This is a genomic window from Clostridium luticellarii (genome assembly GCF_002995845.1).
Taxonomy (GTDB): domain Bacteria; phylum Bacillota; class Clostridia; order Clostridiales; family Clostridiaceae; genus Clostridium_B; species Clostridium_B luticellarii.
The window spans coordinates 22,810-32,718 of sequence record NZ_PVXP01000034.1 but is presented as its reverse complement, the minus strand read 5'-3'; the positions used below and the strand labels follow the sequence as shown (position 1 = coordinate 32,718).

15 protein-coding genes are annotated in these 9,909 nt (G+C 33.8%); all 15 read left to right on the top strand.

Translation table 11 applies throughout. The features are described from left to right. The first annotated feature begins 179 nt into the window (after nt 1–179). Nucleotides 180–371 (top strand): hypothetical protein, encoded by a 192-nt coding sequence (locus CLLU_RS11465; protein ID WP_106009925.1) that lies wholly within the window; start codon nt 180–182, stop codon nt 369–371. 123 nt (nt 372–494) lie between these two features. After that, on the top strand, nt 495–887 hold the full coding sequence (locus CLLU_RS11460; protein ID WP_106009924.1) for a hypothetical protein: 393 nt from the start codon (nt 495–497) through the stop codon (nt 885–887). Nucleotides 888–1,407: 520 nt separating this feature from the next. Then, nucleotides 1,408–1,599 (top strand): hypothetical protein, encoded by a 192-nt coding sequence (locus CLLU_RS11450; protein ID WP_106009922.1) that lies wholly within the window; start codon nt 1,408–1,410, stop codon nt 1,597–1,599. A gap of 8 nt (nt 1,600–1,607) precedes the next feature. Then, nucleotides 1,608–1,778 carry a hypothetical protein gene (locus tag CLLU_RS18750; protein WP_158255918.1) on the top strand — a complete coding sequence of 57 codons (171 nt, stop codon included), beginning with the start codon at nt 1,608–1,610 and terminating at the stop codon, nt 1,776–1,778. A gap of 40 nt (nt 1,779–1,818) precedes the next feature. Continuing rightward, complete coding sequence (locus CLLU_RS11445) at nt 1,819–2,625, top strand: terminase small subunit (protein ID WP_106009921.1); 807 nt, start codon at nt 1,819–1,821, stop codon at nt 2,623–2,625. Nucleotides 2,626–2,750: 125 nt separating this feature from the next. Next, nucleotides 2,751–3,047, top strand: coding sequence for a hypothetical protein (locus CLLU_RS11440; RefSeq protein ID WP_106009920.1), 297 nt, complete (start codon nt 2,751–2,753; stop codon nt 3,045–3,047). A gap of 78 nt (nt 3,048–3,125) precedes the next feature. Further along, nucleotides 3,126–4,433 carry a PBSX family phage terminase large subunit gene (locus CLLU_RS11435; protein ID WP_106009919.1) on the top strand — a complete coding sequence of 436 codons (1,308 nt, stop codon included), beginning with the start codon at nt 3,126–3,128 and terminating at the stop codon, nt 4,431–4,433. A gap of 11 nt (nt 4,434–4,444) precedes the next feature. Continuing rightward, nucleotides 4,445–5,977, top strand: coding sequence for a phage portal protein (locus CLLU_RS11430; protein WP_242977575.1), 1,533 nt, complete (start codon nt 4,445–4,447; stop codon nt 5,975–5,977). Next, a complete protein-coding gene (locus tag CLLU_RS11425) occupies nt 5,970–6,941 on the top strand; it encodes a hypothetical protein (RefSeq protein WP_106009918.1) in 972 nt (323 codons plus the stop codon). Before CLLU_RS11430 ends, CLLU_RS11425 begins: the two co-directional genes overlap by 8 nt. A gap of 8 nt (nt 6,942–6,949) precedes the next feature. Next, the gene (locus CLLU_RS11420) at nt 6,950–7,168 is read left to right on the top strand and encodes a hypothetical protein (RefSeq protein WP_106009917.1); all 219 of its coding nucleotides are present in this window, start codon (nt 6,950–6,952) and stop codon (nt 7,166–7,168) included. Then, the gene (locus CLLU_RS11415; protein ID WP_106009916.1) at nt 7,158–7,526 is read left to right on the top strand and encodes a hypothetical protein; all 369 of its coding nucleotides are present in this window, start codon (nt 7,158–7,160) and stop codon (nt 7,524–7,526) included. The genes CLLU_RS11420 and CLLU_RS11415 overlap by 11 nt, the downstream gene beginning before the upstream one ends. Next, the gene (locus tag CLLU_RS11410) at nt 7,526–7,804 is read left to right on the top strand and encodes a hypothetical protein (RefSeq protein ID WP_106009915.1); all 279 of its coding nucleotides are present in this window, start codon (nt 7,526–7,528) and stop codon (nt 7,802–7,804) included. The genes CLLU_RS11415 and CLLU_RS11410 overlap by 1 nt, the downstream gene beginning before the upstream one ends. A gap of 20 nt (nt 7,805–7,824) precedes the next feature. Next, nucleotides 7,825–8,460, top strand: coding sequence for a phage scaffolding protein (locus CLLU_RS11405; protein WP_106009914.1), 636 nt, complete (start codon nt 7,825–7,827; stop codon nt 8,458–8,460). A gap of 5 nt (nt 8,461–8,465) precedes the next feature. Then, nucleotides 8,466–8,846 (top strand): hypothetical protein, encoded by a 381-nt coding sequence (locus tag CLLU_RS11400; RefSeq protein ID WP_106009913.1) that lies wholly within the window; start codon nt 8,466–8,468, stop codon nt 8,844–8,846. A gap of 21 nt (nt 8,847–8,867) precedes the next feature. After that, nucleotides 8,868–9,905, top strand: coding sequence for a major capsid protein (locus tag CLLU_RS11395; RefSeq protein WP_106009912.1), 1,038 nt, complete (start codon nt 8,868–8,870; stop codon nt 9,903–9,905). Nucleotides 9,906–9,909: the final 4 nt, after the last annotated feature.

Here is a 9,909-nt window from a genome sequence, read left to right as displayed (position 1 = left end):
GATACAAAATATACAAAGCTTGCGAATGCTCAACTTTTAGAAAAGAAATTTTTTAAGCTTAATTTAGTAGATTATGTTAATTTATATTAAAAATCAATTCTAAATTACGACATGTAAGAGAAGAAAGGGCATGGCATAAGGAATACACCCTTTAAGGGAAAATGAAGAAGGTAATTAAAATGGATAATATAAAAGAGTTTATATGTAAAAATGAGAGAGATTTAATTAAAGACTTTATATATGTAGAAACAATAGATGAATATAATAATTGTTTCCAAAGATGGTATAACTTATATAAGTCTAATAATAAAGAGGGTTATATTTTATTTATGCATAAATTACTTAATTGGTGGTTTATGGATAAAAGGTAAAGAGATACTTTGTTAAGTATCTTTTTTTATTACAGAAATATAAAAAATAATGAAAAAAATACTTGACTATTCGTGACGAATGATTTATAATATATTTGTAAGATAAAGAAAGGGGATATAGAAATGATTAAAGTATTCGAAGGTAAGTATGACAAGAGCAAATTTTATTCTATCATGGGGAAATATTTTGCAGAACCAAGATATAAAAAGGAGCTACCGTATTTAGTAAATAGAGATAATACTATATGGTTTATTAATATAACTAAAGGAGAAGTACTTGCCTTTGGATCTTTAGAAGAATCTAAAAACAAAATAACTTTTACAGAAGATTATTTTGAAAAAGATATAAGGAGTTTTAAGACGGTTCTAAAAGCAAAAATGGAATATTTAAAGGATAATAAGAAACCAATAGAAACAGCGACTAGCAATCCCAAAATAGAGAAAGAACTTTTAAAAATAGGATTTACGAAATATAGAGAAACCACCAATTATGTATTTTTACATAAAGAATGTTAGCTTGCAAAGTGCTTGCAGACTGCTTGCAAAAATATTTATAAAATAGGATATAATATATATAGGGACTACAGAAGTAAAGCGTAACAAAATTCGTGCGAGTGATCTTCCATTGCCTGTGGCTGTAGGGCATAATAATATACAGCCCCAAATGAGCTTATATAGCCTCTTAACAATGCGCAACTATAAGACCAGGTTAGCTACCTGCCTTAGGAATAAAGGAAACGGCTATTTAATATATCCCCTTATTAAGACACTTAGATTAAATCCTAGGTGTCTTATTTTTATGCAATGAAATGAGTTGATAGAATATGAAACCAATATACATAAGTATTAAATGTAATAGATGTAGTAGAGAATTTGTACTATTAGTAGAACAGCAGGAAAGATTCAATGGAGAATTGAGATGCCCATATTGTTCTAGTCCTAAATTATATACGGAAAAAGCCACGGATAATCTAAAAGAATGTATGGGTAGTAGGGTATATAAAAGGATTAAAGGAGCCTTAAGGGAGGTAAAATGATGAGTGAATCAGATGAAAATAAAATAGCATGCACAAAGAGATGTTCAACATGTGGGAAAACAAGAGAGCAAAGGGCTAAATGCACGAAGGATTTTATGATTAATCATTGCAAAAAGTGTAAAAATAGGGAGACAAAATTAATGTGCTCTTGTAGATGTATGGATAATATATGTGTCTATGCACTGGGATAGGAGGATATATGAGTAATTCAACTATATACATAAATGGACAGGCAAGGGGAAATAAGACATATGCTATAAGAAAAGATAGGTTAATTAAAGCTAAAGAGAGAATGGAAGAACGCAAAGATAAAGGTTCAGACAAAGAATATATTGAAAATTTAGAAAAAGAATTTAAAGACTATATATAACATTTAAATATGTATTAGGTAGGTGAGGTGACATGTAAGGATGGCAGATATAAAGCAGGCAGAAAAAGATTATATGGCGGGCATGAAATATAAAGATATAGCAAGTAAATATAATGTGTCTATAAATACAGTAAAGTCATGGAAAACCAGGTATGCATGGAACAGAAAAAACATGCATACAAAGAAAGAAAAAGTATGCACACAAAAAAAAGGTGCGCCATCTGAAAATAATAGTCCTGTTTTAGAAGAAATTAAGGAAGTTTTAAATAATAATAAACTCACTGATAAACAGAGGTTATTTTGTATTTACTATCCTAAATGTTTCAATGCAACCAAGGCAGCCATAAAAGCAGGATATTCAAAGGACACAGCTTATTCTATAGGATGGGAACTATTGAAAAAACCTGAAATAAAAGCTGAAATACAGAGACTTAAGCAGAATAAACTCAATCGGGCAATGTTAAGCCCTGATGATATATTCCAAAAGTATTTAGATATAGCATTTAGTGATATGACTGATTATGCCGAGTTCGGCAAAAAGAGAATAAAGATTGGTGAGAAAGAAGATGGCACGCCTGAAATGATAGAAATAAATTATGTAGACTTTAAGGACAGCAAAGAAGTAGATGGAACTCTCATTCAGGAAGTGTCAAAGGGCAAAGACGGTGTAAGAATAAAGCTCCAAGATAAAATGAAAGCTTTGGATTGGGTAAGTAGCCATATCGACCTACTGACTACGGAGCAGAAGCATAGATTAGAGATAGAACAAGCTAAAATAAAACAGCAGGATACCGGGCAGGAGGATAGTATCCTTAAAGATATGCTGGAAGGACTAAAAGATGAATAATTTATATTTGTGAGCTTGCATAATAGTGGGCTTTTTTCTTATTTAGTATAAAAATACCCGAGGATATACTTTTTTAATAAGAATATTATGAATAAAAATAAAATTGAAAATTCAAGGAGGGCAATATGAAGATACCTGATAAAGTTAAGATAGGATTCAAAGATTATGTAGTAAATAGGGTAGACGGCCCGGTTATATCTGACAGATTAGTATGCTATGGAGACATTACTTATGATACTGGAGTAATAAGATTGCAAAATGTAGATTTGAGTGAAGATATGGAACAATGTGCCTTTATTCACGAATGTGTGCATGGTATTGATGACGTGGCTGAAACCAACCTAACTGAAGAACAAGTAGAGAAATTTAGCAAAGGTTTATATGCCCTCATAAAAGATAATCCAGAGATATTTAAAAAATAATATCAAAGATCCAGTTTCGTGAAATTGAGGTTTAGCGAAGTTAACTAAATTGGTATACTTTTAAAGGAGGGAGCAGAAATGCCTAAATATAAATTCTCTCCTAAACAGAAAGATGTAATATTCAAGACTATAAATAATAAAATAGGGTTCATAAATATTTCAGAGGGTAGTGTAAGAAGCGGGAAAACCTTCTGCTTTAATTTAGCATGGATTCTATATGTGTTACAGTCTCAACATAATAAATTTCTAATGTCCGGTGAGAGTACTGATTCCCTATACAGAAATGTAATAGGAGACATGATTTATATACTAGGAAGAAATAGAGCTACATATCAAGACAGTGCTAAGGGTGGAGCACAATTAATTATACGGTTTGATGGTAAAACTAAGATATGTTATTGCCGTGGAGCCAACAAAGCCAATGATGAAGGCAAAATAAGAGGGCTTACGATTGGTGGGTGGTATGCGGATGAAATAACACTGCACCATGAGACATTTACTAAACAGGCTCTATCGAGAATGAGTTTACTAGGGGCAAAGGCATTTTGGACGACTAACCCTGATACACCAACGCATTATATAAAAACAGACTATATAGATAAATCAGAGAAAAATGGATATTGTCACTGGCACTTCACTCTGGATGATAATTTATCTTTGCCAGAAGAATATAAAGAGAATATAAAGAACGCTTATACAGGTGTATTCTATGATAGGTTTATACGTGGGCTATGGATACCTGCTGATGGATTGATTTACGATTGTTTTAATGATTCTCTTAAAGCCCCGACAGTGCCACGAGATTATGAAGAATATTATGTAAGTTGCGATTATGGTACACAGAACGCAACCGTTCTTTTATTGTGGGGATTATACCATGGAGTATGGTACCTGATAGATGAATATTACTATTCCGGGCGTGATGAAAATGCCCAGAAAGATGATGAACAGTATTATAAAGATATGGTTAAGTTCATAGATGGCAGACCAATACAGGCTATTATAATTGACCCTAGTGCCGCATCTTATATCGCATATATCCGAAATAAGGGACAATACAGAGCATTGAAAGCTAACAATGATGTATTAAAGGGTATAAGGCAAACGGCTAGTTGCTTACACAGAGGTATCTTAAAATTCAATGAGTGTTGTAAACATACATTTCTAGAGTTTGGGAGTTATAGGTGGGATACTAAAGCTACAGAACAAGGAGAAGATAAACCACTTAAACAGGATGACCATTGTATGGACGCTGTTAGGTATTTTGTTGTGAATGTAGTTATGAGAAATAGAAAGCCATATGATGATTCTGTATATAGCAAAGGTAAGTCTAATAATGTTACAGATGAAATTAATACATTACTTAAATATGGAAATGTATTCTAGGAGGTGGTAATTTGAATGGTGTTGATGTAAGAGAAACACTTTTAAAATTAGATACAGAAGAAAAAAGGGAACGTATAAAAGTAATGCGTGACTATTTCTTTTATAGGGGTAAAAGCATAAGTTTAGAGCTTGCAAAACATAATCCTATATTCTACGGGCAGAACTGGCCCGTGAATGAAAAACTGGATTATAAACCCACACAGGATATAAGAAATAAAACCAAACATTTATTAAAGAAGCAGGCTAGATTTATGTTTAGTGTTCCACCTACTTTAAATATAAAGCCAGATGATTTGGAAAATAAAGATAAAACAGAAGAATTAAGGAAATTTATAGAAGATATTCTGGAAACCAATAAATTTTGGAAGATAACCAAGCAGGCTTTCTTAATGGCTACAATAGAAAAAAGAGTCCTTCTTAGGGTTGAAGCTAATCCAGGAGAACCTTTAAAAATAAAATATGAAACTATAGACAATATAAGCTATAAGGAAACAGACGGAAAGCTTTTAGAGGTTAAGATATTTGAGCCTTCTCCTGTTAATGCTTTATATAAAGATGGGGACGACAAAAGAGTTTATTATTTAAATATATACGGTTACAAAACAGATGATGAAGGTAATTTACTACCAGATGTCTATTACACTAGAGAAACATACACAAACAATGAGTTTGATACACCTATATCTAGTGTGGAAGTTGATACTGGTTTCACAGATATACCATGCTGGCTGATTGTAAATGGTGGAGAATTGAATGACGGATATGGAGAAAGCGATCTTGAAGACTTAATGGAGCCACAGAAATTATACAATAAAAAGAACTCTGATTTTGCAGATGCCTTGAGATTTCAATTGTTCGGTGCAATAGCGGTAATAGATGGTAATAGAGATGATGTAGCAAGGATGGAAATACGTCCCAATGCTTTACATGCTATAAGAACCAGTGATGAAGCGGCAGAACAATCCAAACAAGCGTCTGTTACTAGAGAAGAATATAGTATGGGTAACGCTGCAGCTATAGAAGCATATTTAACGAGATTAGATAATGATATGAGAGATATATTAGATATGCCAGATTTAAAGGATTTAACCAATATTCCTTCTGCTAAGGCAATGAGATATATGTATAACGACCTGATAGCCAGATGTGAAGAAAAATGGGCGGACTGGGAGCCTATATTTAAGAGTATGATAGATTTTATTTTAAAGGTTGTACCTGCGACAAAAGCATACCCAACATTTCAGGCAGATTGGCTGGCTATGGCTTATACACTATATTTTGAGCATAACTACCCTATCCCAGACGATACAGACACCAAGAGAGATACTGCAATGTCAGAGGTTACAACTAATGTTAGAAGCATAAATTCATACTTAAAAGAATATAGCAACGAAGAAGATGTGGAGGCAGAATACAATAAGATATTGGAAGAAAAGGCTCAATTGGCAGCGGTTGAAAATGGTAGTGCTCAGCTTGATGAAAATGCTGTAAATAATTCAGGAGATGACAACAATTCAAGCAATGAAGATGATATAGATGAATAAATATCAAAGACTATTTAATCAGGCTATAGAGAAAAATAAGAGAGCATTAACTGCAGAACAAGTATTGAAGATCCAAAAACTATATTTAAATACGGCAAAACAGCTAAAGAAGCAGCTTAGAAATAAAAAGACCAATAAAATAACACGCAATTGGATTAACTCTTATCTTAAGAGCATTAAAACGTATCTTGATGATTTGAATAAACAGTTGAATCAACTCAGTTTAAAGTCTCTTGAGGATTCTGCAAAGGAAATAGCCAGGATAAAAAAAGAGGTGCTTAAATTTGAAATAAAAGATGTGCCAGACAAATACTTGTCTGCATGTGCCAGGGTGCCTAAAAGTGCTGTAGAAGCCTTAATAAAAGGGACTCTATACAAAGATGGCAAGGGATTGAGTGAAAGGATATGGGACTTAACTAAGAAATATGAGAAGGATATACAAACTGTTCTAATTGAAGGTATGAGCCAAGGGAAAACATATACCGAATTGATGGACGATTTAAACAAATATATTAATCCTAAGGCTAAGAAGGATTGGAAATGGTCTAAGGTATATCCAGGAACCAGCAAAACAGTTGATTATAATGCGCAGCGGTTAGTACGTACAAGTATAAACCATGCTTTTTTTATTGGCAATATCAGGAGTACACAAGACGATCCTTTTGCTACAGCCATACACTGGCAATTATCCAGTTCACATTATGAGCGTCAGATTGTACCTTTTGGGCCAGATGAATGTGACGATTTCGCTACTCAAGATGATTATAAATTGGGTACAGGAAATTACCCGGATGATAAAGTACCAACACCACACCCTAACTGTTTATGTACTCAATATCCGGTTTACGATAAGTCTCTAACTGATATAGGCAAAGAAATAAACAGATGGATAAAAGGAGAAAAGAATCAAAAATTAGATGACTGGTGGGAGAATTTTGTTCCATCAGATTATTATACTGTTTAGGAGGGAATATGAAAGATTATTTAATTACATTTACAAATACTAAATACTTTAAGGGCAGAGCAGATGAAGAAACAATATCAAAGATTATAGCCGCATACAAGGAGCTAAAAGGTCCCGGACATAGGTACAAAATATATGAATTTAAAGATGAAGCTGGAATTATTCTTTTGAACTTGTATGATATACAGTCAATCTTTGTTACAGGAGGTACTGAGAATGCTAATTAAACATGCTGTATGTGATAAATGCTATGAACATTTTAGTGTGAAGAAGCTTGAATCTGCTGTTATGGAAGATGATATATCTGTAGAAAAGAATTATTTTGTATGCCCTAGCTGTGGAAAAGAATATGTGGTTAATTATGCAGATACAGAGTTCAGACAGAATATAAATAGAATCATAGCTATAGGGGATAAGATAGCTCAGTTAAGGGCTGTAATAAAGGGAAAGAAGAAGGTATCTGGTGAAGAATATGTAAAAAGGTACAATGAGTTCAATTCTCTTTTAACAGAGCAGCGGAAACTTATAGACAGAAATAAGGCCATAAGCCAGAAATATAAAGAAAAATATAAGGAGGAGAAATAGTGGGCGCTATAAGTAAATTATCAGAGAAATGTATGGAATGCCCCAAGGTAAAAAACTGCAATAATAAAAGGAAGGAAGCTTGTGCATATATGCCCCTCCCTAAGAAACTATCAAAGGATGCTATTAACCCACTTACGAATCCATTAATAGAGCCAGCAGCAAAGCCACGCACTCCTATAATTATTAAAATGGGTGAATATGGCGATATACACACAAGCTTAGAACAGATACATGAAAACATAATGAAATCTTTTGCAATAAAATTTATTGATGATTAAAAATATAAGGAGGAATTACAATGCCAAAATTAAGTGAAATATTAGGAGACACCTATAAATCCATACCGGAGGATATACAGAAGAAATATAAAGATATTGACCTGGTAGATAGTTCTGAATATGTTTCTAATGATACATATAATCAGACTAAAAAGGAGCGTGATGATTATAAAAAGACTGTAGGTGACAGGGACAAACAGATTAAAGACCTAGAACCTTTAGCAAAGGACAACGAAGATCTAAAAACCAAGCTTACTGATCTGCAGACTAAGAATAAAGAAGATTTAGACAAGCAGGAGGCAGAATATAAGAAACAAGTATTCAATATTGCTCTTGAATCTAAATTAGCTACCGTAGGGGCTAAGAATCCTAGGGTTCTAAAAGGGTTGCTAGACTTAGATAAATTGACACTTGATGATAATGGCAATTTTATCGGGCTTAAGGAGCAGGTTGATGCAATTAAAAAGTCTGACGACTATCTGTTTGAAAAAGAAATAAAGGGCAGCGGCCATTTTGGCGGAGCACCCAGCGGCGGAGCACCAGCAGGGGAAGAAAATCCCCAAGATGGTGCTCTTTCTTTAGGTGAAAAACTTGCCAAGAGAAAAGCTGAAAGTCTAAAAGCACCAGAACAGCTTGAAAAATTTATTAGGAGGTAATTTATATGAGACAAAGTACTAAAACAATAACAGCAGGGCAGAAACAAATATTGGCTTATAATGGCTTGTATTTGAATGTAAACCTAAAGGTAAATAAGACTAACGTAACACTTGATGAGAATGGCATACTTCTAGCTGGCACCATAATTGACAAGGAGGGCAAATCTGTAAATACATCGGCATTAGGCTCAACAGCTTTTGGAATTGTATATGAAGATGTAGATTTTAATAACTCTATGGGTACAGAGGTTATTCCTGTTACTATATTTGGATTCATTAAAACTTCTGCATTGCCGGCGGCACCAGTGGCCGAGGCTGTTACTTCATTGAAAATGATTCAGTTTATGGATTACACACCATCTACTACTACAACCACCACAGTCTAAAAATTTAAGGAGGAATAATATATGACATTAGAAGAATATATAAATGCACAGCAAATTGCACTATACATTCAGAATTTACCGCCAGAAACCACGATAGATAAAGCTTTATTTCCACCTATAAAACAATTTGGGACTGAGATAGAGCTTGCAAAAGGTTCTAAGCAGAAGCCGGTTGTTTTAAGAATGAGCACTTTTGATGTAGCTGTAAAACCCAGAGCTTTAAATGCAACTATAGATATTAAAAAGAAAGAATTACCTTTCTTTAAAGAGTCTGTAATGATTAAAGAGAAGGATAGAGTAATGCTTATGTTGGCTATGCAATCAAATAACCAGAATCTTGTTGAAAATCTTACAGCACAAATTTATGGCAATTACCAGGCTCTAGTTGATGGTGCAGAAGCACAAATGAGAAGGGCAAGGGCACAGGCTATACAGCATGGCGAAATCAATATAGTTACAGATGATGGCGACATTGTTGCAGATTATGAAGTACCAGAAGACCACAAAGAGGTTTTGACTAGCACGGCTACATGGAACAATGCTGATGCTGATATAGTAGGAGACATAATAAGATGGCAGAATACCCTTGTAAATGACGGATATAGTAAGCCCACTACGATATTACTTACAGAGACTACATTCGGTTATATAAGGAACAATAACGCAATTAGAAATGAATTAATGGCTAGAAATTTAGGGGCTGTGATAGTTACAGATAATGATATTGTGAGTTATCTATCCACTAAACTTGGAATTGGTGTGGGTATTTTAAATGGTACTTATATATCTGAGGATGGCAGCAGCCAGAATTACTATGATGATGATTATATTACTTTAATACCTAGTGGGACTATTGGAACTACTGTATATGGAACTACACCAGAAGAAGCAGATAAGACCTTTGGCAGTGGTAAACACGACACAGCTATAGTGAATACAGGTGTTGCAATAACTACTATGGCAAAAGAAGACCCTGTTACTATAGAGACTAAAGTATCTCAGCTGGCATTACCTAGCTTCACACGTGTAGATGAATGTTTCTTTGCCCAGGTTAAATAGGAGG